Source organism: Dyella marensis, assembly GCF_049532885.1.
GTDB classification, from domain to species: domain Bacteria; phylum Pseudomonadota; class Gammaproteobacteria; order Xanthomonadales; family Rhodanobacteraceae; genus Dyella_D; species Dyella_D marensis.
Window position 1 is genome coordinate 2,874,268 of sequence record NZ_CP064029.1, and the last position, 25,065, is coordinate 2,899,332.

Below are 25,065 nucleotides of genomic sequence, written 5' to 3' on the forward strand. Positions count from 1 at the left end.
GCGGCGCGCAAGGCACGTGAACGCGCGGCACCGCTTTCCCCACGCAGACAGACGAGGCCGATATGAAAACCAGACACGTCTTCAGTACCGACGGCATGGACATGGTCAAGCGCGGCATGAAGATCGCACGCGAGTCCGGCATCGCCTTCGACGACATCTCGCTGATCGCACGCGACGATATCGAGCTCGAAGCGATTCCCGACCAGCGCAAGGTGGTCGACAACGACTTCTACCCCGCCGCCGTGCGCGGCGTGGTCGGCGGCGGCGCGGCGGGCCTGCTGGCCGGCGTGGTGGCGGTGAGCATCGCTCCGATCGGCCTCACCCTCGCGGGCGTCGGCGCGATGACCCTGATCGGCGCCAGCATGGGCGCCTGGGCCAGCGCGCTGGCCGGCTCGTCGGTGCCCGATCCGGTGCGGCGCAAGTTCGAGGACGAGATCGCGCAGGGCCGCATCCTGCTGGTACTCGACGGCAGCGGCGAGGCGCTGGCGCGGGCGGCGCCGCGGCTGGCGGAGATCGGCGCACGGCAATTGCCATTCGATACGCCGGCGGTGCTGAGCTGACGCGCACTGAAAATATTGCCGGCCGGCTGCGTTCTTTGCATGGATCAGGCCGCGCGGCGCTGCGCGGTCCGGCAAGCCATGCACGCTGCCGTCACGTCGCCATGACTGCGCGTGCCGCTACAGTCCCCAAGCCCCATCCGCTGCATGCGATACCCGCCATGTCCACCATCCTGGTTATCGAAGACGAGCCCGAAATCCTGGAAGTCACCAGCGTCCTGCTGATTTCCTCGGGCTACCAGGTACTGCATGCGCGCAATGCGGAAGAAGGCTTTCGCGTGGCGCTGTCGCGCGACGACATCGACATCGTGTTCACCGACGTGAACCTGGGCAATGGCATGAGCGGTACCGCGCTGGTGGACAAGCTGCGCGCGCAAGGCTCGCGCGCGGCGATGGTGGTGGTGTCCGGCGACATGGACCCGTTCAGCGGCTGGTCGCATCCGCATGCCACCTTCCTGCCCAAGCCCTACGGGCGCCGCCAGCTGCTGTCGGCGATCGACGAGGCCTGCGGCCGCGCCGCCGGTGACGCTTCGCATTGGCACGCGCAGGCCTCGTGACCGGGACGGACCGCCGGCAGCTCGATGCGACAAGGCCGCCCACGGGCCACGGCGCCGGCGGCGAACCGGCCTCCGGCGAGCTTGGACTGGCACCGGCGGGCCATTCCGAACCTGGCCAGTCCACGGAGCTTCCCGTGCCGACCGCCACCCCGCTTTCCTACGAACTGCTCGTGCATTCGATCGTCGACTACGCGATCTACATGCTGGACGCGCACGGCCGCATCGTCAGCTGGAACAAGGGCGCCGAACGCATCCTGGGCTACCGGCCGGACGAGGTGATCGGCCAGTCCGCCGCCATGTTCTACCCGGCCGCCGAACGCCGCGCCCACCGCGAGGAATATGCGCTGGCCATTGCCGCGCGCGTTGGCCGCCATGCGGAGGAAGCCTGGCGCGTGCGCAAGAACGGCCACCGCTTCTGGGCCTATGTGGCGCTGGACGCGATCCGCGACGAACACGGCGAACTGATCGGCTACGCCAAGATGCTGCGCGACATGACCGACCGGCGCATGGCCGAGGAAAAACTGCGCGAGAGCGAACGGCGCTTCCGCCTGTTCGTCAACAGCGTGTCGGACTGCGCGATCTGCATGCTCAACGTGGAAGGCCTGGTCACCGAATGGAACCGCGGCGTGCGGCGGGTGAACGGTTTCCAGGCCGAGGACGTGGTCGGCCGCCACTACGCCACGTTCTTCGCGCCGGAGGACGTCGAAACCGGCCTGCCGCGGCGGCTGCTGGACGAAGCGCGCGCCGAAGGCAAGGCCGCCGCCGAATGCCTGCAGATGCGCAGCGACGGCAGCCGCTTCGAGGCCTGCGTGATCGTCGACGCGGTGCACGACCAGTCCAACCGGCTGCTCGGCTTCGCCCTGGTGATCCGCGACGTGAGCGAGCGCCGCGACAGCGAGCGGCATCTGGAAGAGGCGCGCGCACAGCTGTTCCAGGCGCAGAAGATCGAGGCGCTGGGCCAGCTGACCAGCGGCATCGCGCACGACTTCAACAATCTGCTGCAGGGGATCATCGGCTCGCTGGAAGTGGCCAGGCTGCGCGCGGGCCAGGGCGTGCTGCCGGACACCGTGCGCTTTATCGACAACGCGCACAGCGCCGCCGACCGCGCCGCCACCCTCACCCACCGCCTGCTGGCGTTCGCGCGGCGCCAGCCGCTGGTGACGCGCTCGGTGGACGTGCGCGAATCGATCCTGGGCATGGAGCAGCTGCTGCGCCAGACCATCGGCGAGTCGATCACGCTGCGCCTGGATTTCCCGCGCGAACCCTGCCTGGTGCTGTGCGACCCGCATCATTTCGAAAGCTCCCTGCTCAACCTGGCGATCAATGCGCGCGACGCCATGCGCGACGGCGGCCTGCTCGCCATCACCATCGGCCAGCTCGACAACGCCGGCAGCCCGCCGCAGGTGCCGCATCTGGCCCGCGGCCGCTACGTGGCCATCGCGATCAGCGACAACGGCTGCGGTATGGACGAGGCCACGCTCAAGCGCGCGATGGATCCGTTCTTCACCACCAAGCCCAAGGACCATGGCACCGGCCTTGGGCTGTCGATGGTGTACGGCTTCGCGGTGCAGTCCGGCGGCAGCGTGCGCATACGCAGCGAACCGGGCCGCGGTACCACGGTGACGCTTTACCTGCCCACCGGCCAGGCCACCGAGAGCGTCGCCGTGCCGGAGCCGCCGCGGCCGCGCAAGCTCGAAGGCCAGCCGACCATCCTGCTGGTGGAGGACGAACCGGCCGTGCGCGAACCGGTGGCGCTGCGCCTGCGCGAGATGGGCTTCGCGGTGATCGAGGCGGACAACGGCTACCGCGGGCTGGAGATCCTGCGTTCGCCGCAGCCGCTGGACCTGGCCATCGCCGACATCGGCCTGCCCGGCATCAACGGCCGCATGATGATCGACAAGGCACCGCCGCACCGGCAGGGCCTGCGCGTGCTGTTCACTACCGGCTATGCGGATTCGTGGGGGCTGCAGCAGGGGCCGCCGCTGCGGGAAGGCATGGACATGCTGACCAAGCCGTTCGATATGGGCGCCTTGCTCAGCAAGATCTACACGCTGGCCGGGGTCGATTGAAGCCAGGCGCTTGGCCGGCATCTCCCGTCATGCCGGCGCAGGCCGGCATGACTTAAGGGATGCGACGCCCGGGCAGTCCGGCATGACGAAGGAATGCAACGCCGGCGCACGCCAGCTAGTCGTCGTCCTTCGGCGCCTTCGCCGGCACGAACGGCGACACCGGATCGCTGGCCGGGAAGGTCTCCTCCAGGGAGTGGTCCTGGTTCTCGCTTTCCTTGCGCTTGCGCGCCGCGCGTTCGGCTTCGGTTTCCGGCGCCGTCTCGGGCGAGTCCATCGGGTGGCGCGTGTCTTTGCGGTCACGATCGTTCATGGCGAGGTTCCTCCGCAGGCGGCCGCAGGATGAAGCGGCACGCGTGAAACAGGCATGCAATCGGGCGCGCCGCCACGTGAACGCGGCGGGCGCGCCGGCATTGGCATGGCGTATGCGTGCCGATGCGGCACAGGCCATCGGGAGAACGCCATGAAACCATCGCAACGCGGTCCGCGCGACGAACCCGGCGATCCGGCCGGCCATGCGGGCGAACAGGGGCCGCGCCGCGCGCAGCCGGACGACGAAGACATCCTCCACACCATCTGCGAACGCCTCGCCGGCGATGCCGACGTGGATGCCAGCGAGATCGACGTCAGCGTGCGCGATGGCCGCGTGCTGCTGGCCGGCATGGTGCCCTCGCGCCAGACACGGCGCGATGCGGAAGCGATCGCCGAAAGCGCACGCGGCGTGCACGAAGTGGAGAACCGGCTGAAGGTGGAGAGCGAGGACACGCCGCCGTTCTGACGCTCAGAGCACCAGCCAGCGCAGGCCCAGCTTGTGCAGGGAGCGCACCACGCCGCGCGCGTCGAACGGCACCGGCGAGGCGGCGCCCGCACCCGGCGACGACCACACCGAAGCCATCAGCCGGCCGCCGATGCTGTGCAGCGCGAAGACCGGATAGGCCGGCAACGGACGCGCCGCATCGCCGGCCAGGTATTCGCTGCAGGCCTCAGCGGGGACGATCAGGAAGGCGATCTCCCACGGATGCTGCCTGCGCCATGGCGCGAGATCGTCGAGGCTGCGCAGATGCACCATGGGGTTGCGCAAGCCGGCCTCGCGCAGGCGTTGCGCCGCGCGTTCCACCTCGCCGCGCGCATCGGGCACCAGCATCACTACGGGTAATTCCGACATCGCCTCTCCTGCGCGCGCGGCAAACGCACCGCTTCCTGTGCAGCAAACGGTGTGCCATCGGATCACGGATGCTGTGTCGGCCTGTCCACGCGATTTAGACGAGGTGTGCACCCGAGCCCATGCACCATCGATAGCGCACGACACACCTCTTCCGCGGAACGCCCCGGTTTCCGCGGCATTCCGGCGACGCCCGGCCGCACGGCGGCGCGCCTCGCCGGCTCACGCCCGCTTGAGAACTCCATGACATCCATTGCACCCATGATCTTGCTGGTCGACGACGATCCCGGATGCCTGCAGGCGACGACGGCCCACGCGAAACTCAAGGGTTGCAAGGTGATCTCCGCCGCCAGTTTCGCCGCGGCGAGCGATGCGGCCACGGCGCATACCTACGACCTGGCTCTGATCGATGTCTCCCTGCCCGACGGCAATGGCCTGGACCTGCTCGAACGCATCGCACTGTCGCGCCATGGCCAGGCCATCGTGCTTACCGGCTTCCCCACGGTGGACACGGCAATCCGCACGGTGCGGCTGCCCGCGGCGGACTACCTGGTCAAGCCGATCCGCGGCGACAAGCTCGAGGAACTGCTGGATCGAGCACGTGCCAGCGCCGCCCTGCGCCAGGCCGGCGAAGGCCAGCAGACGCACTGCGGCGCGCTGATCGGGCATAGCCGCGCGATGCGCGCGGTGTTCGAGAAGATCGAGCGCGTGGCACCGATGGACATAACCGTACTGATCCACGGCGAGAGCGGCACCGGCAAGGAACTGGCCGCGCGCGCCGTGCATGAACTGAGCGGGCGCAAAGGCCGCTTCGTGGCGGTGAACTGCGGCGCGGTGGCGCCGGAGCTGCTGCCCAGCGAGATGTTCGGCCACGAGCGCGGCAGCTTTACCGGAGCGGTGCGCGACCATGCCGGCTATTTCGAACAGGCCGAGGGCGGCACCTTGTTCCTGGACGAATTCACCGAGATGCCGCTGGCGCTGCAGACGCATCTGCTGCGCGTGCTGGAGGAACGGCGCGTCACCCGCGTCGGCTCGAACAAGAGCCAGCCGGTGGACGTGCGCGTGGTGGCGGCCTGCAACCGCGTGCCGGCGGAGGCGGTCGACCAGGGCCTGCTGCGCCAGGACCTGTACTACCGGCTGATGGATTTTCCCATCCGCATGCCGGCGCTGCGCGAGCATCCGGACGACATTCCCTATGTCGCGGCGCACCTGCTGGAGCGGCTCAACGAGCGCTATGGCACCAACAAGCAGTTTTCCGCCGACGCCATGACGCGGCTGCTGGCGCACCATTGGCCCGGCAATGTGCGCGAACTTCGCCACGTGATCCAGCGCGCCTTCGTGCTGGCGGAAGATTCGATCGACATACCCGCGTCGCTGCAGGCGATGGACGCGCCGCTGCGCGACCGCACCCGCTTCGACATGCACGTGGGCATGTCGCTGGAGGAAATGGAAAAGCGCGCGCTGCTCGGCACGCTGGAGTACTTCAACTACGACAAGGCGCGCACCGCCGACGTGCTGGGCATCAGCCTCAAGACCATCTACAACAAGCTCGCCCGCTACGCGTCGACCGACGACGAGCTGGCACACAAGCCCTAGGTGCGGCACCAGGCCATGACGAGCCTCCCTGTTCCCGCCGGTGAACGCATGGTCGACAGCGCGTCGCCACGCCGTGTCAGCCTGCCCGGCCGGCGCGAGAGCCGGCGTGTAATTTCTTCCTTCGCTTGCACTTACTACCAGCAGCGCGCAGCCATCCGCGCGGCCGCGCGCCGCCCTGGCGCCAATGACGCGCTGGCGAACGCTGGCATGGATGTTGCGATACCCGATGCGGCGGCACTGCCGCCGCATCGGCGAGGCGTGAGGGTTCACAGCACGCCCGTCAGGAGCAGCACGATCACGATGATCAGCAGTACGCCGAGTCCGCCGCTGGGCCCGTAACCCCAGGCACGGCTGTAGGGCCAGGCCGGCACGGCACCGATCAGCAACAGAACGAGCACGATCAAGAGGATCATCGACAGCGACATGACGTTTCTCCTGTCTTCGGTGGCAGCTTGAACGCAGCAGCAACCGTGCCATGCGGCGCTGTCCGCCACCGGACATTCATCCCCCCTTAGCGGAGACTATCCATGACTGCCACCAACCAGCACGACGTCAAGGTTCTCAACGACCTCATCGCCACCACGCTCGACAGCGCCGACGGCTACGCCGAAGCGTCCAAGGACGCCAAGAGCTCGCAGTTGGCCAGCCTGTTCCGCGACCGCGCGGCCGAGCGCGAACAGGTGGTGGGCAAGCTGCAGCAGCGCGTGGCCTTCCTCGGCGGCAAGCCGGAGGACAGCGGCACCGTGCTGGCCTCGGCGCATCGGGTATTCACCAATCTACGCAACAGCCTGAGCAAGAGCGACGCGGCGGTGATCGACGAGGTCGAACGCGGCGAGGACCACATCAAGCACAAGTTCGAGCACGCGCTGGAGGATGGCGAGGTGACGCAGGATACGAAGGCCATCATCGCCGACGCGAATATCTCGGTGCGCAGCGGGCACGATCAGATGAGCCGGATGAAGCACATGCTGCATTCGTAAGCACGGCACCCGCTACGCATGGCGTAGGTTGGGGTGAGCCAAAGGCGAGCCCCAACGTGCCCGGCACCGGAACACCGCGTTCGGGTTCGCTGCGCTCACCCCGACCTGCGCCGCGGGATCGCCTACATCGACAGCAGGCTTGCATCGATATCCTCGATGCCCTGCTCGATCTCGCCGAAACCCTCCCACGGATCCTTGCGCTGCCGCTTCAGCCGCTGCACGGCCGTGCGGATATCGAACGCATCGCCGCCTTTCAATTTCCCCAGCTCGTCCCAGCGCAGCGGCATCGCCACCGGCGCGCCCTTGCGCGCGCGCAGCGAGTACGAGGCGATGCTGGTCGAGCCGCGGGCATTGCGCAGGTAGTCGACGAAGATCAGCCCTTCGCGGCGGCTCTTGCTGGCCTGGGCGATGAATTCGTCCGGCCAGGCGCGCGCCAGGGCATCGGCAAACGCATGCGCGAAGCCCTTGACCTGCGCCCACGCGCAGGCCGGGCGCAACGGCACCACCACGTGCAGGCCCTTGCCGCCGGTGGTGCGCAGGAAGGACGCCAGGCCCACCTGCCCCAGCAGCTTGCGCACCAGGCGCGCGGCCGCCACCACGCGCGGCCACTTCACGTCGGGCGCGGGGTCGAGGTCGAACACCATCACGTCGGCGTGCTCCGGATCGCTGGCCAGCGCACCCCAGGGATGGAATTCGAGGACGCCGAACTGCACCAGCTCCATCACCGCCTCCGCGTCGTCGGGGCATAGATAGATCGCGCTGTCGCCGCGCTGTTCTTTCAGCTTCGCGCCGCGCACGTGGTGCAGGCCTTTCATCATGTGCTTCTGGAAGAAGCAGTCGCCCGCGGTGCCTTCGGGGCAGCGCAGCACCGAGACCGGCCGGCCGGCCACGCCCGGCAGAAACACCGGCATCACGGACTGGTAGTAATCGGCGACGTCCTGCTTGGTGATGCCCAGGTCGGCATAGATCACGCGCTCGGGATGGGTAATGGTCACCATGGCTGGCTCCTGCGCGGACGAGGCGCCGCGCCTGCGTTTCGATGGCCTGGCCGATGCGGCGGATGCGCGTTCGCGTTCGCGCTCGCGCTCGCCCTCGCCCTGGCCCAGGTCGCCGATGTCCTTGTCCAGGCGCACCGTCTTGAGGCTGGGCTGGCGCAGCAGGCCGTGGTTGCCGTAGCCGCGAAAATACACCTCCACCACCACGGCGGGCGCCACCCACGTGGCCTGGCGCAGCAGGGGATCGATGGTGTCCTGTTCCACCGGCGGCGATTTGCGTATGTGCCGACGCAGTTGCGCGGCTATCTGCCGCAGCTGCTCCGCGCCGAAACCGGTGCCCACGCGGCCGGCGAAATCCCAGCCGCCCTTGGCATTGGGCCGGCCCAGCAGCAGCGAACCGAAACCCTCGCGCGTCCCCTTGCCCGGGGTGTAGCCGACTACCGCGAACTCGTCGCTTTGCATCAGCTTGGACTTGCGCCAGTCGTCGCCGCGGCCGCCGCGGTAGGGCGAGTCGGCCAGCTTGGAGACGATGCCTTCGACCTTCCATTTTTCGGCCAGCTGCAACATGCCCTCGCCGCCACCGGTGTGGTGGGCGCTGAACAGCAGCTGGTGCTGCGTATCGGGCGCGGCGGCCAGCAGGCGCTGCAGCAGCTGCTTGCGCTCGTGCAGCGGCACGCGGCTGAGGTCGTGGCCCTGCAGATGGATCAGGTCGAAGATCGCGTACATCAGCGGCGCGCGCGATTCGCCGGACAGCACCTGCTGCAGCGTGCCGAAGTCGCTGTGCCCATGGCGGATGGCGATCAGCTCGCCGTCCAGGCGCGCGCTGTCCAGGCCCAGCAGCTCCAGCGCATGCACGATGGCCGGCACGCGGCCGGTCCAGGCGATGCGGTTGCGCGACCACAAGGTGACTTCGCCGTCGGCGATGGCGGCGAGCAGGCGGTAGCCGTCCCATTTCACTTCGTGCAGCCACTGGTCGCCGCGGGGTGGCTGTTCGACCAGGCGGCACAGTTCCGGCGCGAAGTATTCGGCCTGGATGGCGGCTTTGCGCGCACCCGGCAGCGCGGCGGCCTGCTTGGCCAGCGTGGCGAGCGAGGCGCGCCGGGCGGTGCGCTGGCGGCTGGCCTTGGCATGCTTCGCCGCGGCGGGTACCGCTTTCTTGCCCGCTGTCTTCTTCGCCATGCCTTTCTTCGCGCTCTCGCTCGCCGCCGGCCCGGCTGCCTCGCCGTCCTCGACCGCATAGCGGTCGTGCGCCTTGATCAGGAACCACGACGGTTGCCGCTCCTTGCGGTGCCCGCGCACCAGATGCCAGCTGCCTTTCAGCCGCTGCCCATGCAAGGTGAAATGCAGATGCCCCTTGCGCAGCTGCTGGTCGACATCGCCCTCGGCGGACCACACGCCGCGGTCGTAGCAATCCACGTGGCCGGCACCGTAGTTGCCTTCGGGAATATCGCCTTCGAAATCCGCGTAGGCCAGCGGATGGTCTTCCACCTCCACCGCCAGGCGCTTTACCGAAGGATCGAAGCTGGGTTCCTTCGGCACCGCCCAGCTCTTCAGCACACCGTCGATCTCCAGGCGGAAGTCGTAGTGCAGCCGCCGCGCCGCGTGCTTCTGCACCACGAAGATGCTGCCGCCGGCCTTGGCGCGCGCCGTGGGCGGCGGCTCGGCGGTGTGCCGGAAGTTGCGCTTGCGTCGATATTCCTGAAGTTTCATGGCGGGACCGGCCGGCGCCGGCGCCGCGCCGGCAGTGGGGCCAGCCTAGTGCTGCGGCTGTGACCATAAGGTTGATAGCCGGCATCGGTACAGTGGACACGCAGCGGTCACGCCCGCTTTACCCGTGCCACGCTTTGCTGCGATCCCCCTTCCGCTATCCGGGTGGCCTCGCCATGCCTCGTCCGATCTGGAACGGCTCGCTTTCGTTCGGCCTGTTGAATATCCCGATGTCGCTGATGCCCGCGGAGCGCAACGTGGACCTGCATTTCCGCATGCTGGACGGACGCAACAACGCGCCGATCCGCTATGAGCGCGTCAATACCGAGACCGGCGAGGAAGTGCCGTGGAAAGACATCGTGCGCGCCTTCGAATACAAGAAAGGCAGCTATGTGGTGCTGGAGCCGGAGGACGTGCAGGCCGCCCGCTCGGAAAGCAAGGAGATGGTGGAGATCGAAGCTTTCGTCGAGGCCGATGCCGTGGGGCCGGAGTATGTCGAGAAGCCCTACGTGCTGGTGCCGGCGAAAAAATCCGAGAAGGGCTATGTACTGCTGCGCGAGATCCTGGCGCGCACCGGCCGGGTGGGCATCGCGCGGGTGGTGATCCGCTCGCGCGAATACCTGTGCGAGGTGGTGCCGCGCGACAAGGCGCTGTACCTGATGCTGCTGCGCTATCCGCAGGAGATCGTCGACGCCAGCGAGTACAGCATTCCGGACCAGGCACCCTCGCATTACCGCATCTCTGCGCGCGAGATGGACATGGCCGAGCAGCTGATCGAGGCGATGAGTACGAAGTGGAAAGCCGACGATTACAAGGACGAATACCGCGACCGGCTGAAGAAGACCATCGAGAAGCGGATGAAATCCAAGGGCGTGGTCACGCCGGTGGAACGGGAGGAAGAGCCGGCCGAGGAAACGGCGACCAATGTGGTGGACTTCATGTCGCTGCTGCAGAAGAGCTTGTCGGATAACAAGCGGACGCCGGCGGCAAAGAAGGCGCCAGCCAAGAAGGCGGCGGCGAGGTCGAAGCAGAAAGCCCCGGCGAAGAAGGCGGCAAAGCGGGCCGGCCACCGGCGGCGCTGAAAGAACGCCACGCCGCACGGCGTAGGTTGGGGTGAGCCGAAGGCGAACCCCAACAATGCGACCACGATGCAATGCGTTGGGGTTCGCCTCTGGCTCACCCCAACCTACGCGCGAGGGTAGCGTTTCAGAAACGCAGCCGCAGGAACAGCGAAGGCCCATTGACCTTCATATCCAGCTGGTCGTCATACGCATTGTGGCGCTGCTTGATCTTGATCTTGGTGTAGCCGTACTCCGCGCCCACGCCGACGTTCTTCCAGGGAAACCATTCCAGCCCGACCGCCCCGTTGTAGATATGGCCGCCCAGCTTGCCGCCGTTCTTCTTCACGCCCGAGGCATCCACATACACGCGGAACTGGTCGTTGATCGCATAGCGCCAGCCCAGCCGCAGCATCGGCGCCCAGGCGTTGTCGTCGCTCTTGGCGGTGGCCTGCGCCGTCTGCCCGAGCACGGTTGCCTCGCCGCTCAGCCGCGTACTGACACCGTAGTACGCAGCGCCGACACCGAGGCCGAATACGCCATTGCCGCTGCCGAACCACCAGTGATATGCGGCGCTGCCGAAATCGAAATTCAATTTGCCGCTGACCTTGGCCGAAGCGCCATACGTCACGCCGCGATAATCGATGGCGCGGGCGATATAGCGCGTTTCCTCGCGATTGATCGTGTAGTAATCGAACGAGAAGCCCTGGTGTTCGCCGAGCAGCACGTCGACGCGTGCGCGCGGGCTGAGCTTGTGATCGGGAAAACCGAGGTCGTCTTCCAGATTGATATGGCCGCGGACCAGGTTATTGCGGTCATTCGCGCTGATTCTCGTATCCGTGTTGGCATAGAAGCCGCCCAGCCACACGCTGACGTTATCCAGCGCGGGCGATTGCTGCGCGGCGGCGGCGCCGCTGCCGCAGGCGAGCAGCACGGCGGCCGAGAGCTTGGCTGCGACGCGGAGGTTCGAGCGCCGGTTCCGTTCGTTCATGCGTGGACTCCTGATGTCGAGGTGCGCTGGAAATCTAGTCAGAACGAAGTCGACATCATGTTGGTCGATCGTGAAGAGCGCGACGACATTGCGTATGGCAAATAACGTGCGATGAATGCGGCTGCTCGCCAGCGCATGCTTCGCGTGCAACAGCCCGTTCACGGGCGCGTGCCGCGGATTTGAACCGTGCGTGCCCACACTGCGGCAGCATGCATACCGTCGGCGATTTCATTCTCGAACGCCTCAGCGACTGGGGCATCAAGCGCGTATTCGGTTATCCGGGCGACGGCATCAACGGCTTGATGGGCGCGATGGGCCGCGCCGCGGACCGCTTCGACTACGTGCGTGTGCGCCACGAGGAAATGGCGGCGTTCATGGCCTGCGGGCACGCGAAGTTCACCGGACAGATCGGCGTATGCCTGGCCACGTCAGGGCCAGGCGCCATCCATCTGCTCAATGGCCTTTACGACGCGCGGCTGGACCATATGCCGGTGCTGGCCATCGTCGGCCAGCAGGCACGCTCGGCGCTGGGCAGCGACTACCAGCAGGAAGTGGATCTGCAATCGCTGTTCAAGGACGTCGCCAACTACGTGGAAACCGTCACCACGCCAGCGCAGGTGCGCCACGTGCTGGACCGCGCGATCCGCATCGCGCAGGCCGAACGCGCCGTTGCGGTGGTGGTGGTGCCGCACGATCTGCAACTGCTGCCTGCCGTGCCCAGTCCGCCGCGCAAGCATGGCAACGTGTATTCCGGCGTCGGCCTTGCCCTGCCCCATCCGCAACCGACGGCCATGGAAATGGAGCGCGCCGCCTCGGTGATCAATGCGGGCCAGCGCGTCGCCATCCTGGTCGGCGCGGGCGCGCTTGACGCGTCGGCGGAAGTGCGCGAACTGGCCGAACGGCTCGATGCCGGCGTGGCCAAGGCATTGCTGGGCAAGACCGTGTTGCCGGACGATCTGCCTTACGTGACCGGCCCGATCGGCCTGCTCGGCAGCAAGCCGAGCTGGGCGCTGATGAACGGTTGCGACACGCTGCTGATGATCGGCACCACGTTCCCGTATTCGGAATTCCTGCCGCCGGACGGCCAGGCGCGCGCGGTGCAGATCGATATCGCGCCGCGCAACATGTCGCTGCGCTACCCGGCGGAAGTGAACCTGGTAGGCGATGCGGCCGCGACGATCCGCCGCCTGCTGCCATTGCTGCGCGAGAAGCGCAATCCGGACTGGCGCGAGCGCATCGAATTGAACGTGCGCAAATGGTGGCGCCTGCTGGAAGACCGCGCCATGGCGCCGGCTACGCCGATCAACCCGCAACGCGTGTTCTGGGAGTTGTCCGCGCACTTGCCCGACAACGTCATCGTCTGCGGCGATTGCGGTTCGCACACCGGCTGGTTCGCGCGCGACGTGAAGCTGCGCGATGGCATGCTCGCCTCCCTCTCCGGCGGCCTGGCCACCATGGGCGGCGGCGTGCCTTATGCGATCGCCGCGAAGATGGCCTGGCCGGACCGGCCGGTGCTGGCCATCGTCGGCGACGGCGCGATGCAGATGAACGGCAATGCCGAACTGGTCACCGTCAAGCAGTACTGCAAGCGCTGGAGCGATCCGCGTTTCGTGGTGCTGGTGGTGTCCAACCGCGATCTGAACCAGGTGACCTGGGAACAGCGCGCGCTGGCCGGCGATCCGAAATTCGACGCGGCGCAGGACGTCGAACCGTTCCCTTATGCGCGCTACGGCGAGCTGCTGGGATTTCGCGGCCTGTGCGTGGATCGCCCCGAGCAGATCGCCGAGGCGTGGCGTGCCGCCTTCGCGGCGGACGGCCCGGTGGTGATCCAGGCCGAGACCGATCCGGACGTGCCGCCGCTGCCGCCGCACGTGAACTGGGAGCAGGCCCGCCACTACCTGAGCGCCCTGGCCGGCGGCGATACCGACCGCGCCGGCGTGGTGCGCCAGACGGCGCGCCAGGTGCTGGCCGGCCTGTTCGGCGCCGAAGATTGAAGCGAGGTACCTCACATGCCCAAACCACCCGCCAACCGCCCGCACGGCAGCGGCGACCGCAACGTCAACGCCGTGGCCCGCCAGGACCGTAAAGGCCAGAAGGACCGCGACCGCAAGATCCGTGAAGGCGAGAAAGCCACCGACAAGGCGGCCAAGCGCGACACCGGCGTGCGCTAGCGAGGCCCGCGCATGGCCAAGGCGCGCATCGGCATCTCGGGCTGGCGCTATGCGCCATGGCGTGGCGTGTTCTATCCGGACGACCTGCCGCAGCGCGAGGAGCTTGCCTACGCTTCGCGCCAGCTCGCCAGCATCGAGATCAATGGCTCGTTCTACAGCCTGCAGCGTCCGTCCAGCTATGCGCGCTGGCGTGACGACACGCCGCGTGGCTTCGTCTTCGCGGTGAAGGCGCCGCGCTATGTGACGCATCTGCGGCGCCTGCGCAACGCCGAACAGGGCCTGGCGAATTTCTTCGCCTCCGGGGTGCTGTGCCTGCGCGAGAAGCTGGGACCGATCCTGTGGCAGCTGCCGCCGAGCCTGCGTTATGACGAGGGCGTGCTGGAAGCGTTTCTCGCGCAATTGCCGAAGGACACCGAAAGCGCCGCCGCCTTGGCGCGGCGCCATGCGGATCTGCCGGCATCGAAAACTGCCTGGGAGACGGATCGGCGGCGGCGCCTGCGCCATGCGATGGAAGTCAGGCACGAGAGCTTCCGCGACCCGGCCTTTGTCGCGCAATTGCGCCGGCATGGCGTGGCGCTGGTGGTAGCCGATACGGCGAAGCGCTGGCCCCTGCTGGAAGACGTCACCGCCGGCTTCATGTATCTGCGCCTGCATGGCGACAAGAAGCTTTACGCCAGCGGTTATTCGCCTGCGGCGCTGCGCGCATGGAGCGCGCGGTTGCAGGCATGGATGCGTGGCGCGCAGCCGCGCCATGCAAGGCTTGCATCGCCCGACAGCAAACCGCCGAAGCGCGCCGCGCGCGATGTGTATGTGTATTTCGACAATGACCAGAAAGTGCGTGCGCCATTCGATGCGATGGCCTTGGCCAAGCGGATGAAGCGCTGATTTTCAGGAAGGGGGAATGGGGATTAATGCGTTTATCTCTAATGGCGGGGCGTGTTCTCGCGCCGCCTTGATTGCTGGGATATTCGAGTGGATTTCGGGGTACATTTTCCCTGGGTGAAATATCGATGATTATGAGGTGAAATGGGAATAATCGTTACGAAACGAACCAAGTATTAATTCCCGCTTTTCACAAAGCTCAATAGCGACAGGCCCTCGGATTCACGTGAACTTGGCGAAGTTTTGATCAATCTTTTGACGCAGTTCACATTTTGCCACTTGTAGCTTCCCGCCCGGAAGCGCAAACCACAGCACAGTGCCACGCCGTGGTGCTGGTTGAAATCAGATGCTTTATTACGGCATCTTTCTAAAATTCACAGTTTGCAAATGGAGGGGACGCATATGCGGCATCTGCCGACTTTCGGTTTCAAGGCGCTCGCAGCTATCGCGCTGCTGGCGGGAATGGCGGTCAGCGCACCTGCCATCGCAGCCAATCAGAATGGCCTGGGCCAATCCTGGCCGAATGCACAAGACGTGAGTTCGAGTCCGCGCTGGCACGTCTATGTATTCGAACGCAACGGCATTCGCTACGTACAGATCAACGACCTCAACGGCAATGTGCGCGCCGCCTTCGCCGCCCAGGGCGGCAGCTTCCTGGTCCTGCCCATCGGCACCGACGCCTCCCGCGTCGCCACACCCCAAGACCCGCAGCCCGCTCCCGCGAACACGCAGGGCGAGATCGTCTACCAGGACAACGACGTCAAGGTGCAGGTGACCCCGCAGGCGAACAGCGTGATGACGATGCAGGCGGTGGATTCGACTTGCAGCGATCCGGTGGAGTGCAGTTCGCGCGTGAACTGAGCTAATTGTTTTGAAGCAATGTTATGGGCGCGGGTGAAAACACCCGCGCCCATGTTTTTGTGCAGGAATGCAATCACAACGCACACAACCCGAGCGAGGGCGAAGCCCGATGCTCAGTGTGCTTTCGCAGTTGATCTTGATCTTGATCTTGATCTACCGGGCCCCTTGGCGCCGGCGGTGAGGGCTGGACGAAAAGGCCCCGCAGGGGGCGGGGACACGATGTCCCCGCCTTTTTGATCAGGGCATGGATGCCCTGTCAAAAAGCCCGGCCAGCCCTCACGGACCCTCAGCAGCTGCGCTGCTGAGGGCGCCAAGCAGGGTGCCCTTCTCTTTGCTTACTTTCTCTTGGGCACGCAAGAGAAAGTAAGTCGGGCCGCGGCAGCGGCACGAAACACTCGCCGTAGGCGAGACTCACCAACGTCAACGCGACAACCGCGCGATACCGTCACTGGATGATTCGCTTCGCTCACCCCTTCGGGGCCGCCCTGCGGGCGTTCTTCGCGCTACGCGCTCGTCCGGCCTACGCCGGAATGACGAGGATTGGAGGGTGCGGTGAACTCAGCCCCCCCGCCCCTCTCCACGAAGAGGAGAGGGACACATACTCAGCACTCGCAAGGCGAAAAAAAGCCGCCGCAGGCCCTAACCCTCAGGGTGCGGACACCCGCGCCCCATCCACCCGCCCCCGCAAGGCATCATGCAACAACACCGTCACCCGCAACCCCAGCGGATTCTCCCGCACATGCGCATCGCCACCATAAATCTGCGCACGCTCGCGGATCGTCTCGATCCCCTGCCCGCTGGTGCCCAGCAGCGACATCGCCTTCTTCCACTGGTCCTGCGCCAGGCGCATCCCGCCATCGGTGGCCGACGCGCGATGGCAATCCATGCGCATCACCACCCAGCGCATGCCCTGGCTGTGGCCGCCGCGGATCACCAGGTCCACATGGCGCGTGGCCTGGCGGCTCAGCGCGTACACCAGCGATTCGCCGGCCAGGCGGTACAGCGTCATGTGCACGTCGGAGGCCAGATGCTCGAGATCCTGGCCCACCAATTCGCATTCGTAGGTAGCGCCGATCGCGGCCGCGGCCATCGCCACCGGTCCGTCGCGCAGCTGCACCGTCGAGGTCTCGCCCTGCTCGCGCCACACGCGCGGATACAGCGCATTGGTGAGGCGATGCATCTCGTGCTGGGCCAAGGCGGCCTGCCGCGTATAGGCACGCTCTTCGTTGGCGGGGATGCGGTCGCGCAGATGGTCGAGCAGGCGGTTCTGCATGTCGCGCATGGACTGGCGCACCTGCTCCAGGGCCTCGGCCGCATGCTTCATGCGCAGCTCTTCCTGGTACAGGCCCTGCTGCGCGAGCAGCAGGCCGTATTCGCGGTCGACGCGCTCGCGCTGCGCACTGGCTTCGCCGCTGGCGGTCTGCGCCAGGCGCGTGCCGAGCATCAGCAAGGTGGAGATGGCGAAGGCGATGATCGCCTGCGCCTGGATCACCGAAGGATCGCGCACGATGGTGGAGGTGAGCGCCACCGCGCAGCTGGCCGCGGCGCCGCCGAAAGCCGCACCGCGCCAGCCATGGCGCAGGGTGAGCCAGGCCACCGGCACGAACATCGCGATGCGGCAGACCTGCATGGCATCCGCGTTCTCGCTGGCGTAGCCGATGCCGGCCAGTGCCGTGAGCGGCAGCAGCAGGCTCATCGCGCCGTCGCGCAGCAGGCCGCTGCGGCGCAGCGATGCCCAGGCCACAGCCGGACGCGTACCGGCCAGCCAGCCGCGCACGGCGAGCGCCAGCGGGGCCAGGGTCAGCGCGCCGAGGTAATTGCCCAGGAAGTAACCGAACACGATGCGCGCAGTGATCGCCGGCGCGGGCTGCCCCGCGGGCATGTGCACCGAGGCCAGCGCGGCGACGTTGCCGGCGGCCGTGAGCACGGCGCAGGCCACAGCCGCGGTCAGCACGGCGGGAATATCGACGCGCCCATCCGCCTGCACGACCATGGTGCGGCGGCGGAACCAGGCCATGAAAGGCGCGCACAGCGCCATCGGCGGGAAGGCGGCGAAGCTCGCCCAGGCCCAGCCGAACATGCCGTGGCTGAGCCAGGCCTGGTAAGCGACGGGCATCGCCTCGCCGAGCACCAGCGCGGGCCAGTAACGCATGGGCACCAGCAGCAGCGCGGCAAGGCGCAGGCTGGCGGGCAGGTTCCAGTTGGATACCGAAACACTGCGCAGCAAGACGTACGCGGCGGCATAGCCGACGGCCACCAGCAGGTGGCGCCACCATACGAACCGGATCGATTCCTCCTGCATAGCCTCCCTCCCCGTCGTCGCCATCGTCCTCCGACCGTTTGCGTCGGCCGCCTGTGCTCAATCGTTGATCGCCACCCCTGCGCCGCTCGCCTCCCCGGCGTCCTGCTCTCCGGCGGCAAGGGCATCAAGCTGCAATGATCGAACGAAAAAGCCCGCGGGTTACGTCGTCGGACCGGTAACAAAGAAGCAAGTCTTGAAATGTGTGATGCGCTTCACGCTCGATTGGTGGCGTGAGCTGGGCGAGAGATCGAGCCCTAAGAAGTATCTACTGCGTAAAACCCACCGCGTCCGGACGCTTATTTTGCCACGCGCCAGCGGTCAACGTCAGTGTGCATCGGTTATCTGTCTTGCGGATGACGTAAGAAAGAAGCGTGCCATGGCGGACGGCTAGACCATTGGTCATAGGAATAATTCCAGTCCAGTCCTATTCGTCATGAAAAGACGTCTATCCGCCTGGGCGGATGCAAGCCCCTTGAAAGACTGGCCGCCAAATTTCCAGCGTTTCCTGGTGAATTCACCCAGAAATCTCAGGAAACACGGACGCCGCGCCTCACGGTGGGCAACGCCCACCCGCCGCGATGGTGGACATGCGGCCAAAACCGACCCTATGCGGCACCCTGCCGCAGCTTCGCGGGGAAGCGTGCCAGTCCGCTCAGGCCTTGCGGTGCAGCCAGGCGGCGAAGTCGATCGGGTGCGAATCGGTGTGCGGGCCGGCGGGCGCCGGCACGAAGCGGTGGCGGCGGGCGCCGGCGGCAGCGTCGGTGAACAGGGTGAATTCACGCGGCTGGACCGTCACCACGTCCCCAACGGCAAGGGCGTGCGCCGCTACCTCGGCGGCGTTCCATTCGGCCTCCAGCACCAGGCCTTCGCCATGCATCGCCAGCCGGGCACGGGCCACCGGGCCAGCCAGGTCCAGGTGCTGCAGCCGGCCGCTCCATCCGGCCAGGCCGCGGGAGGCGAGCGCCAGATGTTCCGGCCGCAGCCAGGCTTCGACTTCGCGGCCGGCGAGCTCGGCCGGCAACTCGCCCTGGAATACGTGTCCGCCCAGATGCAGGCGGTCGCGCTCGACGTGGCCGCGAAGCCGGTTGGCGCGGCCGACGAAGCCGTGCACGAACGGCGTGGCCGGCTCGCGATAGATCTCGCCTGGCGTGCCGACCTGTTCGATGCGTCCGCGATTCATCACCACCACCCGGTCGGCCAGTTCCAGCGCCTCGTCCTGATCGTGCGTGACCAGCACCGTGGTGAGGCCGAGCGAACGCTGCAGCTCGCGCAGCCACAGGCGCAGCGTGCCGCGTACCTGGGCGTCGAGCGCACCGAAGGGTTCGTCGAGCAGGAGCAGCGACGGCTCCACCGCGAGGGCACGCGCCAGGGCGACGCGCTGGCGCTGGCCGCCGGAAAGCTGGGCCGGATAGCGGCGGCCCAGTTCCTCCAGCTGCACGCGGCGCAGCAGGTCGTCCACGCGCGCGGCGATGTCGCGGCGCGAGGGCCTGCGCGCACGCGGCCGCACGCGCAGGCCGAAGGCGATGTTGTCCGCCACGGTCATGTGCGGGAACAGTGCGTAATGCTGGAACACGAGACCGATATCGCGGCGCTGGGCCGGCAGCGCGAGCAGGTCGGTGCCATCGCGCAGCACGTCGCCGCGGTCCGGATCGTCCAGGCCGGCGAGGATGCGCAGCAGGCTGCTCTTGCCGGAACCGGACGGCCCCAGCAGCGCAACGAATTCACCCTCGGCGATGTCGAGCGAGAAATCGTCCAGCGCGGCGAAGGCGCCGTAGCGGCGGGTGAGCTGGCGGATCGAAAGGCTCATGCGGAAGACTCGGAACGTCGGGGGGAGTGCGCCAGTTCGCCGCCATGGCGCGATTCCATCAGCCACTTGGCCAGCAGCGTGACCAGTCCCAGGCAGGCCAGCAGCGAAGCCAGCGCGAAGGACGAAGCGATCGCGCTGTCGCTGCCGCCGTTGTAGACCTGGTCCACCTGCAGCGGCAGCGTATTGGTGAGGCCGGGGAGATGTCCCGACACCACCGATACGGCGCCGAACTCGCCCATGCTGCGCGCGGTGCACAGCAGCACGCCATACAGCAGGGCCCAGCGGATTCTGGGCAGGGTGACGCGGAAAAAGATCTGCCAGCCACCGGCGCCGAGCGTACGGGCCGCCAGTTCCTCGTCGCTGCCCTGCGCCTGCATCAACGGGATCAGCTCGCGCGCGACGAACGGGAACGCCACGAACACCGTGGCCAGCACCAGGCCGGGCCAGGCGAAGATCACGCGCAGGCCGTGAGCCTCCAGCCAGCCGCCATACCAGCCGTGCACGCCGTAGACCAGCACGCAGACCAGGCCGGCGACCACCGGCGACACCGAGAACGGCAGGTCGATCAGGGCCTCCAGCAACCCCTTGCCGCGGAACTGGTGGTGCGTCAGCAACCATGCGGCGGCCAGGCCGAACACGGTATTCGCCGGCACCGCGATGGCGGCGACGGTCAGCGTCAGGCGCACCGCGGCCAGCGCATCGGGGTCTGTCACGGCAGCGGCGAACACCGGCCAGCCCTTGGCGAAGGCCTCGGCGAATACCGCCAGCAGCGGCAGCACCAGCAGGCCGCCGACGCACAGCAAGGCGAGCGCGATCAGCGTGGCGTGCCGCCAGCGTTCGCTGCGCGAACGGCTGGCGGGATGATGCACGGCATGGGCGGCGACGGCAGCCATCAGGACACCACGCTCCAGCGCCGGCTCCAGCGCTGCAGGCCGTTCACCGCCAGCAGCACCAGCAAAGACACGGCGAGCATCACCGCGCCCAGCAGCGCGGCCGGTGCGGTGTCGTCGCCGGCATCGATCTTCTGCACGATCAGCAGCGGCACGATTTCCGTGCGCATCGGCAGGTTGCCGGAGATGTAGATGACCGAACCGTATTCGCCCACCGCCCGCGCCAGCGCCAGCGCAAAGCCGGTGAGCAAGGTGGGCGCAAGCAGCGGCAGCAGCACGCGGCGGAAGCTCTGCCAGGGCGAGGCGCCGAGGGTAAGCGCGGCTTCTTCCACTTCGCGCTCCAGGCTCTCGATGACCGGCTGCAGGGTGCGCACCACGAACGGCAAACCGACGAAGACCATCGCCAGCAGCACGCCCAGCCGCGTATAGGCCACCTGCACGCCCAGCGGCTGCAGCAGGTGCCCGATCCAGCCATTGGGTGCGTACAACGCGGTAAGCGCGATGCCGGCCACGGCGGTGGGCAGCGCGAAAGGCAGGTCGATCAGGGCATCGCATACGCGGCGCAGCGGGAAGCGGTAGCGCACCAGCACCCAGGCCAGCAGCAGGCCCAGCAGCAGGTCGATCGCGGCCGCCGCCAGCGCTCCGCCGAAACTCAATTGCAGGGCCAGCAATACCCGGCGCGTGCCCAGGTGCTGCCACCACAAGGACGGGCCCAGGCTGGCCGCCTTCCAGGCCAGCGCCGTCAGCGGCAGCAGCACGATCCCGCCCAGCCAGGCCAGGGTGACGCCCAGGCTGAGGCCGAATCCGGGCAGGGCGCGGCGGCTCATGGCCTCAGTGCCCCGCTTCGCTGAGCTGGTCGTAGATGCCGCCGTCGGCGAAATACGTGGCCTGCGCCTTGCGCCAGTCGCCGAACTGCTCGGCCAGGGTGAAGGTCTTCACCGGCGGAAAGGTCGAGCCGTACTTCGCCGCCGCGGCCGCATCGCGCGTGCGGTAGTAATGCCTGGCCACCAGGGCCTGGCCCTCCGGCGAGTACAGGAACTTGAGATAGGCCTCGGCCACCGCGCGGGTGCCGTGCTTGTCGACCACCTTGTCGACCACGGCCACCGGAGGTTCGGCCAGGATGGTCAGCGAGGGCACGACCACGTCGAACTTGTCCGCGCCCAGCTCCTGCCGGGCCTGCAGCGCCTCGCTCTCCCAGGCAATCAGCACGTCGCCGATGCCGCGCTGGACGAAGGTGTTGGTGGCGCCGCGCGCGCCGGTGTCCAGCACCGGCACGTGCTTGTAGAGCTGGGCCACGTAGGCGCGCGCCTTGTCCGCATTGCCGCCGGGCTGCCGCTGCGCCCAGCCCCAGGCGGCCAGGAAGTTCCAGCGGGCACCGCCGGAGGTCTTGGGATTGGGCGTGATCACCTGCACGCCGTCGCGGACCAGGTCGGGCCAGTCGCGGATGCCCTTGGGATTGCCCTTGCGCACCAGGAACACCACGGTCGAGGTGTAGGGCGTGCTGTGCTCGGGCAGGCGCGACTGCCAGTCCTTGGCCAGCAGACCGCGGTCGGCCAGCACGTCGATGTCCCAGGCCAGGGCCAGGGTGACCACGTCCGCTTCCAGGCCGTCCTGCACCGCGCGCGACTGCTTGCCGGAGCCGCCGTTGGAGGTGGTGATGCGCACATCCTTGCCGGTCTGGCGCTTCCAGGAGGCGGCGAAGGCGGTGTCGGCGTCCTTGTAGAGCTCGCGGGTGGGGTCGAAGGAGACGTTGAGCAGGCGCACGTCCTGCGCCTGGACGGTGGCGCCGAAAGCAAAGCCGGCGATGGCGAGCAGCAAGGTCGGGCCAAGGCGTTTCAAGGTCGGACTCCAATGGCGGATGGGGATGGCGTGGGCGCCTGCGCGCTTCACCCTGATGGCTTTGTCCCATGCCAAGCATTCAGAGAGCGTCAGTGGCGTGCTAGGGCGCCGTTGGTCCGGATGGACACAGGCAGGTTGCCGGGTTTTCGGCGGGCAACGAAATGATCGATGCGCATAAGCTCATACGTTCGGCCATATAGACATCCAGATCGAAAACCTGGCCGGACGAGCCCCGGCGGGAGCCAGGGCCCGCTGGCACGCGGCGCAATACTCAAAGTGCGTAGCTGCCCTGTACCGCCAGATGGCTGGCCGCCTGCTTCGCGCGGACGCGCAGATACCAGGTGCCCGGCTGCGGCCGGCTTATCGCGATCGCTTCGTTATTGCCCGCGTGGTCCGAGGTGGCATCTGCGTTCGCGCCATCGACGGCTGGTGCGAGCCCGGATTTCAGATAAAGCGTTGCGTCCCCCTTCCCGCCCAGCGTACGCAGATGGAGATGGCGTGCACCGGCAGGAACCGCGATGGCGTAGAGCAGGCTCTGGCCCTGGGCGATGGATGGTTCCGAATGGAGCACGCCGCGTTCCAGCGGGATGACGGACTCGGCCGGGGCCGCGCTGCCCAAGGCTTTCATCACCGCCGCGTACGCATCCAGAATGCCGGCGCCGATCGGCCGATCCGGTGCGACAGGGAAAGCCCGGGCCGTATCGACCAGCAGTTTGCCCACCTGCTCGGCGTCCAGCGCGGGCAGGCCGGCCTGCTTCACGGCACCGATCACCAGCGCAGCGGCACCTGCCACATGGGCGGCAGCCAATGCCGTACCGCTGGATCCGCCATAGCCCGGATCGGCCGGCACCGTCGCTCCTTCGTTCGACAAGGACCAGATCAGATCCTTGGCGCTGCCATCCGCCGCCTCGCCACCGCCCGGGGCAGCCAGCGCGACGCCCGAACCGAAGCTGGAGTTGCCGGCGCGCCCACCCCTGATGCCGTTGGCGGCAACGGCGATGACACCCGGACAGCTCGCTGGAACCGCCAGGTCCACATCGCCGCCGAAATCGCCGGCGGGAGCGATCACGACCGCGCCGCGGAGACGGGCTTCCGCAATGGCGCTTTTCAGGCTGAAGGTTTCCGTGCAGCCGTCCTCGAAGCGGTCGCCGACGCCCAGGGTGATGACCTGCGCCGGATGCTTGTTGTCCGGCACGCCGCGGACGCGCCCTCCCGCGGCCCACACGATGGCATCGGTGATGTCCGATAGATAACCCGCACCGCAATGCCCTGCCACGCGGACCGGCAACACTTTCGCCCGATAGGCGATGCCCAGGTTTCCCGTGGGGCCGCCAGCCAGCCCTGCCACGATGCCGGCCGCCCGCGTGCCCTGCCAAGTGCTGGCTTCCCCACCCGGCTCATCGAAGCAGTCCTCGTATTCGGGCGTGTTGCTCCAGTCGCCCGGATCCCAGCCTCCCGCGGCGCGGCCATACTCGTCGCGGCCGGAGGTCAAGGGATCCCTGGTGAAGTCGTAACCGGCATCGGCCAGTGAAAGATCGAGTCCGGGGTGCCGCGTGATGCCTGTGTCGAGCACGGCGACGACGACGTCCTTGCCGTCGGCAAGCTCCCAGGCCTTCTCGACGTTGGCGCCGCCGCGCGGATCGCCGTAGTTCCACCGGGCCATGGGGAAAACATGATGGGAAGACATTCCACGCGGCGATACTTCAGCCGCAAGCCGCGAGCCGCCCAGCGCATGCAGACGAACGTCGCGCTCGACATGCAGCACGGCGGGATCCGCCGCGATCGCGCGCATCAGCTTGCGTGCCTGCACGTCGTCCAGCGAATGCGATACGCCGATCAGGTCGCCGCCCGCGGCAAGTTTGCGCACGTAGCTGGCGTACAAGCGCCGAATGCCCAAGCCCAGATCCTTGAACACGGCCTTGTCCAATCCGCTTCTGCTCACCGCCGCGCTCACGTTCTGCAGGGCGGCGCCCTGGTCGTGGGCTTCGCTGCTGCCTTGCCGGTAGGTGACGATGAAGCGATCGGACGCGCTGGCCTGGCGGGACGCATCCATGCCGGCATGAAACCCATGCGCATGGAGCTGGGGAACCGATGCCGCCATCGCGGCGATGAGGGTCACGACCGGAAAGCCGATGAGATGTCGTTTCATGCGAATACCTCGGGAAAGGAGCCGGACAAGGTTCGGAGAGGTGGCCACGGCCGCGCGAAGACCTGCGGCTCCCGGTCGCCGCGTGGCATGCGCGCGGCCGGGCCACCAACGGGGTGGCGCGCTCCTGTTACGGGGCGTGCCCTGCACTCATCGGCCGAAGCTCAGGCCATGCGTTCCACTGGATTCGCCGCAGGTGCTCCGCCAGCAGGCCTTCCGCTGCCGCACACGAGGCACCGAAGCGGAAGCGCGCGGGGTGGTCGCCGTCGCTCTTGCCGTAGATCGAACCGGCAAGCGGCCAGGCATCGTGCAGAGCCTTGCTGTGCATCCTTTTCATGCGGTGCTCCATAACGGCGGGGAAGTGGCGACGCAGGCGTTGGCGTCGCGCCGATGGAGTCAGCTTTCCGCAGATCGGGCGGGCGATCACTCACGCTTCCCAACCGGACATCACCTGGCACTGGCGTGCCACGGCTTCTTGCTCACGCAGTGCTGCACGCA

Annotated in this window: 23 protein-coding genes; 11 read left to right on the top strand and 12 right to left on the bottom strand. The window is 67.4% G+C overall.

From position 1 onward, the window contains the following. Positions 1-62: 62 nt before the first annotated feature. From ISN75_RS12320 to ISN75_RS12330, 3 genes are all read left to right on the top strand, one after another. The gene (locus tag ISN75_RS12320; RefSeq protein WP_167256985.1) at positions 63-560 is read left to right on the top strand and encodes a hypothetical protein; all 498 of its coding nucleotides are present in this window, start codon (positions 63-65) and stop codon (positions 558-560) included. Positions 561-718: 158 nt separating this feature from the next. Then, a complete protein-coding gene (locus tag ISN75_RS12325) occupies positions 719-1,114 on the top strand; it encodes a response regulator (protein ID WP_167256984.1) in 396 nt (131 codons plus the stop codon). Between the two features lie 134 nt (positions 1,115-1,248). Further along, complete coding sequence (locus ISN75_RS12330; RefSeq protein WP_343819914.1) at positions 1,249-3,183, top strand: PAS domain S-box protein; 1,935 nt, start codon at positions 1,249-1,251, stop codon at positions 3,181-3,183. A 115-nt stretch (positions 3,184-3,298) separates the two neighbouring features. Here the strand turns inward: ISN75_RS12330 and ISN75_RS12335 are convergent, their stop codons facing one another. Further along, a complete protein-coding gene (locus tag ISN75_RS12335) occupies positions 3,299-3,493 on the bottom strand; it encodes a hypothetical protein (protein WP_167256982.1) in 195 nt (64 codons plus the stop codon). A 150-nt stretch (positions 3,494-3,643) separates the two neighbouring features. Here ISN75_RS12335 and ISN75_RS12340 point away from each other — a divergent pair, with 150 nt between their 5' ends. Then, a complete protein-coding gene (locus ISN75_RS12340; protein WP_168647284.1) occupies positions 3,644-3,958 on the top strand; it encodes a BON domain-containing protein in 315 nt (104 codons plus the stop codon). 3 nt (positions 3,959-3,961) lie between these two features. On the opposite strand, the gene ISN75_RS12345 is transcribed toward ISN75_RS12340, so the two are convergent. Further along, the gene (locus ISN75_RS12345) at positions 3,962-4,345 is read right to left on the bottom strand and encodes a hypothetical protein (protein ID WP_343819917.1); all 384 of its coding nucleotides are present in this window, start codon (positions 4,343-4,345) and stop codon (positions 3,962-3,964) included. Positions 4,346-4,603: 258 nt separating this feature from the next. Here ISN75_RS12345 and ISN75_RS12350 point away from each other — a divergent pair, with 258 nt between their 5' ends. After that, positions 4,604-5,938, top strand: coding sequence for a sigma-54-dependent transcriptional regulator (locus tag ISN75_RS12350; RefSeq protein ID WP_168647282.1), 1,335 nt, complete (start codon positions 4,604-4,606; stop codon positions 5,936-5,938). 266 nt (positions 5,939-6,204) lie between these two features. On the opposite strand, the gene ISN75_RS12355 is transcribed toward ISN75_RS12350, so the two are convergent. Beyond that, positions 6,205-6,357 (bottom strand): DUF3309 family protein, encoded by a 153-nt coding sequence (locus tag ISN75_RS12355; RefSeq protein WP_343820154.1) that lies wholly within the window; start codon positions 6,355-6,357, stop codon positions 6,205-6,207. A 108-nt stretch (positions 6,358-6,465) separates the two neighbouring features. On the opposite strand from ISN75_RS12355, the gene ISN75_RS12360 reads away from it, so the two are divergent. Beyond that, positions 6,466-6,918, top strand: coding sequence for a PA2169 family four-helix-bundle protein (locus ISN75_RS12360; protein WP_167256977.1), 453 nt, complete (start codon positions 6,466-6,468; stop codon positions 6,916-6,918). 122 nt (positions 6,919-7,040) lie between these two features. Here ISN75_RS12360 and ligD read toward each other — a convergent pair whose 3' ends face one another. Then, positions 7,041-9,623 (bottom strand): DNA ligase D, encoded by a 2,583-nt coding sequence (gene ligD / locus ISN75_RS12365; protein WP_343819920.1) that lies wholly within the window; start codon positions 9,621-9,623, stop codon positions 7,041-7,043. Between the two features lie 173 nt (positions 9,624-9,796). Between ligD and ISN75_RS12370 the strand changes: the two genes are divergently transcribed. After that, a complete protein-coding gene (locus ISN75_RS12370) occupies positions 9,797-10,702 on the top strand; it encodes a Ku protein (protein ID WP_343819922.1) in 906 nt (301 codons plus the stop codon). Between the two features lie 124 nt (positions 10,703-10,826). Here the strand turns inward: ISN75_RS12370 and ISN75_RS12375 are convergent, their stop codons facing one another. Then, entirely contained in the window at positions 10,827-11,669 is an 843-nt protein-coding gene (locus ISN75_RS12375) for an outer membrane beta-barrel protein (RefSeq protein ID WP_343819924.1), read from the bottom strand. A 209-nt stretch (positions 11,670-11,878) separates the two neighbouring features. Here ISN75_RS12375 and ISN75_RS12380 point away from each other — a divergent pair, with 209 nt between their 5' ends. From ISN75_RS12380 to ISN75_RS12395, 4 genes are all read left to right on the top strand, one after another. After that, a complete protein-coding gene (locus tag ISN75_RS12380) occupies positions 11,879-13,663 on the top strand; it encodes a thiamine pyrophosphate-requiring protein (RefSeq protein WP_168647279.1) in 1,785 nt (594 codons plus the stop codon). A 15-nt stretch (positions 13,664-13,678) separates the two neighbouring features. Then, entirely contained in the window at positions 13,679-13,840 is a 162-nt protein-coding gene (locus ISN75_RS12385; protein WP_167256972.1) for a hypothetical protein, read from the top strand. Positions 13,841-13,852: 12 nt separating this feature from the next. Continuing rightward, positions 13,853-14,725, top strand: coding sequence for a DUF72 domain-containing protein (locus ISN75_RS12390; protein WP_343819927.1), 873 nt, complete (start codon positions 13,853-13,855; stop codon positions 14,723-14,725). 399 nt (positions 14,726-15,124) lie between these two features. Further along, positions 15,125-15,583, top strand: coding sequence for a hypothetical protein (locus tag ISN75_RS12395; RefSeq protein WP_167256970.1), 459 nt, complete (start codon positions 15,125-15,127; stop codon positions 15,581-15,583). A gap of 646 nt (positions 15,584-16,229) precedes the next feature. On the opposite strand, the gene ISN75_RS12400 is transcribed toward ISN75_RS12395, so the two are convergent. The 7 genes from ISN75_RS12400 to ISN75_RS12430 all read right to left on the bottom strand — a co-directional run bounded on the left by ISN75_RS12400 (position 16,230) and on the right by ISN75_RS12430 (position 24,904). After that, positions 16,230-17,885: an MASE1 domain-containing protein gene (locus ISN75_RS12400; protein ID WP_343819929.1), complete on the bottom strand. Its 1,656-nt coding sequence runs from the start codon at positions 17,883-17,885 to the stop codon at positions 16,230-16,232. A 652-nt stretch (positions 17,886-18,537) separates the two neighbouring features. Beyond that, on the bottom strand, positions 18,538-19,692 hold the full coding sequence (locus ISN75_RS12405; RefSeq protein WP_167256968.1) for a sulfate/molybdate ABC transporter ATP-binding protein: 1,155 nt from the start codon (positions 19,690-19,692) through the stop codon (positions 18,538-18,540). Beyond that, a complete protein-coding gene (gene cysW / locus ISN75_RS12410) occupies positions 19,689-20,585 on the bottom strand; it encodes a sulfate ABC transporter permease subunit CysW (RefSeq protein WP_343819931.1) in 897 nt (298 codons plus the stop codon). The genes ISN75_RS12405 and cysW overlap by 4 nt, the downstream gene beginning before the upstream one ends. Then, positions 20,585-21,409, bottom strand: coding sequence for a sulfate ABC transporter permease subunit CysT (gene cysT / locus ISN75_RS12415; RefSeq protein ID WP_167256966.1), 825 nt, complete (start codon positions 21,407-21,409; stop codon positions 20,585-20,587). The genes cysW and cysT overlap by 1 nt, the downstream gene beginning before the upstream one ends. Before the next feature lie 4 nt (positions 21,410-21,413). Next, positions 21,414-22,421: a sulfate ABC transporter substrate-binding protein gene (locus ISN75_RS12420; RefSeq protein WP_423385066.1), complete on the bottom strand. Its 1,008-nt coding sequence runs from the start codon at positions 22,419-22,421 to the stop codon at positions 21,414-21,416. Between the two features lie 271 nt (positions 22,422-22,692). Then, positions 22,693-24,570 (bottom strand): S8 family serine peptidase, encoded by a 1,878-nt coding sequence (locus ISN75_RS12425; RefSeq protein WP_343819934.1) that lies wholly within the window; start codon positions 24,568-24,570, stop codon positions 22,693-22,695. A gap of 127 nt (positions 24,571-24,697) precedes the next feature. Next, a complete protein-coding gene (locus ISN75_RS12430; protein ID WP_343819936.1) occupies positions 24,698-24,904 on the bottom strand; it encodes a hypothetical protein in 207 nt (68 codons plus the stop codon). Positions 24,905-25,065: the final 161 nt, after the last annotated feature.

Bases quoted from the DNA above. Each gene is read 5' to 3' on its own strand.
- ISN75_RS12320 (WP_167256985.1), top strand. From the start codon at position 63: ATGAAAACCAGACACGTCTTCAGTACCGACGGCATGGACATGGTCAAG.
- ISN75_RS12325 (WP_167256984.1), top strand. From the start codon at position 719: ATGTCCACCATCCTGGTTATCGAAGACGAGCCCGAAATCCTGGAAGTC.
- ISN75_RS12335 (WP_167256982.1), bottom strand. From the start codon at position 3,493: ATGAACGATCGTGACCGCAAAGACACGCGCCACCCGATGGACTCGCCC.
- ISN75_RS12340 (WP_168647284.1), top strand. From the start codon at position 3,644: ATGAAACCATCGCAACGCGGTCCGCGCGACGAACCCGGCGATCCGGCC.
- ISN75_RS12345 (WP_343819917.1), bottom strand. From the start codon at position 4,345: ATGTCGGAATTACCCGTAGTGATGCTGGTGCCCGATGCGCGCGGCGAG.
- ISN75_RS12350 (WP_168647282.1), top strand. From the start codon at position 4,604: ATGATCTTGCTGGTCGACGACGATCCCGGATGCCTGCAGGCGACGACG.
- ISN75_RS12360 (WP_167256977.1), top strand. From the start codon at position 6,466: ATGACTGCCACCAACCAGCACGACGTCAAGGTTCTCAACGACCTCATC.
- ligD (WP_343819920.1), bottom strand. From the start codon at position 9,623: ATGAAACTTCAGGAATATCGACGCAAGCGCAACTTCCGGCACACCGCC.
- ISN75_RS12370 (WP_343819922.1), top strand. From the start codon at position 9,797: ATGCCTCGTCCGATCTGGAACGGCTCGCTTTCGTTCGGCCTGTTGAAT.
- ISN75_RS12375 (WP_343819924.1), bottom strand. From the start codon at position 11,669: ATGAACGAACGGAACCGGCGCTCGAACCTCCGCGTCGCAGCCAAGCTC.
- ISN75_RS12380 (WP_168647279.1), top strand. From the start codon at position 11,879: ATGCATACCGTCGGCGATTTCATTCTCGAACGCCTCAGCGACTGGGGC.
- ISN75_RS12385 (WP_167256972.1), top strand. From the start codon at position 13,679: ATGCCCAAACCACCCGCCAACCGCCCGCACGGCAGCGGCGACCGCAAC.
- ISN75_RS12390 (WP_343819927.1), top strand. From the start codon at position 13,853: ATGGCCAAGGCGCGCATCGGCATCTCGGGCTGGCGCTATGCGCCATGG.
- ISN75_RS12395 (WP_167256970.1), top strand. From the start codon at position 15,125: ATGCGGCATCTGCCGACTTTCGGTTTCAAGGCGCTCGCAGCTATCGCG.
- ISN75_RS12400 (WP_343819929.1), bottom strand. From the start codon at position 17,885: ATGCAGGAGGAATCGATCCGGTTCGTATGGTGGCGCCACCTGCTGGTG.
- ISN75_RS12405 (WP_167256968.1), bottom strand. From the start codon at position 19,692: ATGAGCCTTTCGATCCGCCAGCTCACCCGCCGCTACGGCGCCTTCGCC.
- cysW (WP_343819931.1), bottom strand. From the start codon at position 20,585: ATGGCTGCCGTCGCCGCCCATGCCGTGCATCATCCCGCCAGCCGTTCG.
- cysT (WP_167256966.1), bottom strand. From the start codon at position 21,409: ATGAGCCGCCGCGCCCTGCCCGGATTCGGCCTCAGCCTGGGCGTCACC.
- ISN75_RS12425 (WP_343819934.1), bottom strand. From the start codon at position 24,570: ATGAAACGACATCTCATCGGCTTTCCGGTCGTGACCCTCATCGCCGCG.
- ISN75_RS12430 (WP_343819936.1), bottom strand. From the start codon at position 24,904: ATGAAAAGGATGCACAGCAAGGCTCTGCACGATGCCTGGCCGCTTGCC.